The organism is Bathymodiolus azoricus thioautotrophic gill symbiont (genome assembly GCF_001298715.1).
GTDB lineage: Bacteria > Pseudomonadota > Gammaproteobacteria > PS1 > Pseudothioglobaceae > Thiodubiliella.
The window spans coordinates 1-1,071 of the sequence record NZ_CDSC02000225.1 but is presented as its reverse complement, the minus strand read 5'-3'; the positions used below and the strand labels follow the sequence as shown (position 1 = coordinate 1,071).

General features: G+C 33.2%; 1 pseudogene. It reads left to right on the top strand.

Annotation, left to right across the window (positions count from 1 at the left end):
- Positions 1–85: 85 nt before the first annotated feature.
- Positions 86–232: pseudogene (locus BAZSYMA_RS04245) on the top strand (hypothetical protein); the annotation flags it as partial.
- Positions 233–1,071 lie beyond the last annotated feature (839 nt).

Genomic DNA, 1,071 nt, shown 5'->3' with positions numbered 1-1,071 from the left:
CATTTGTTTGCAAAGCGAAAGAAGGACGTTATATTAGAATTGAATTTTTATATCTTTTCAATTTCCTGTTATTAATTTTCCATTTCAGGCAAAAGTTATGCCCCATAGAACATTTAGATTTAATGAATGTTGCTGTAACCCATTTAATGCTGATTTTGATGGTGATGAGATGAATCTTCATTTGCCACAGACGGAGGAGGCCAAAGCAGAGGCACTTATATTAATGGGGGTCAGTACATTGTAAACCAATAAATTTTTGCCAATGGTATGCATCTTCCACATAAAATAATAATTTGTTTATCTTCCTTTAGTAAGTTTCATAATAGATTGCAATGTTTTAAATTTTACATTGCCATAATTTGGAAAAGGAAGGCAGAAATTTCTTGCAAAGGGAAATAATATTTAAAAATTGTTTTGGATTTCACTCAAATAAGAACCTAATTAAAAGAAAAGTGACTTTTAGTTTTACCAATACAGTTAATATAATATTATGTATCCAGATTTAGCTATTTTTATTCTCATTTCAGTCAAAGTCTAATATAATAACTCCTAGGAATGGAGAACCTCTGATTGCTGCTATACAAGATTTCATCACAGGTAAAGTAATAAAAAAACCACAACAATAATATTAATACTGAGTACAAACAAAGTATTGAAAAATAAATGTGACAACATTTAAGAAGCCAATGAGATTAGACCATGATTGATGAAATTAGACACTGGTTTGCAACATGCAGAAAAATATTGGTAATGGGATCTCCACGCAACCCCAAACATTGGTAAATGGGATCTAAACTATACACACAAATTTGGAAAATGAGATGTCTACTCTTCCCACAGATTTGTAAATGGTATCTCCACTATCCCAACAAAATTGGATCTCCATCTCTTTTCAATATTTAGGGAAAGAGATCTCCACTCTGTCCATAAATTGGTCAATGGGAACTCCACTATAATCTTCAACACTACAAATTAGTAAGAGGGCCAGGGTGGCTCAATGAGTTAGGTAGTTGGGATTACCTGACAACTCGTACAAGCCTATCACCAATACGGCGTGGATTCGTGCCCAGC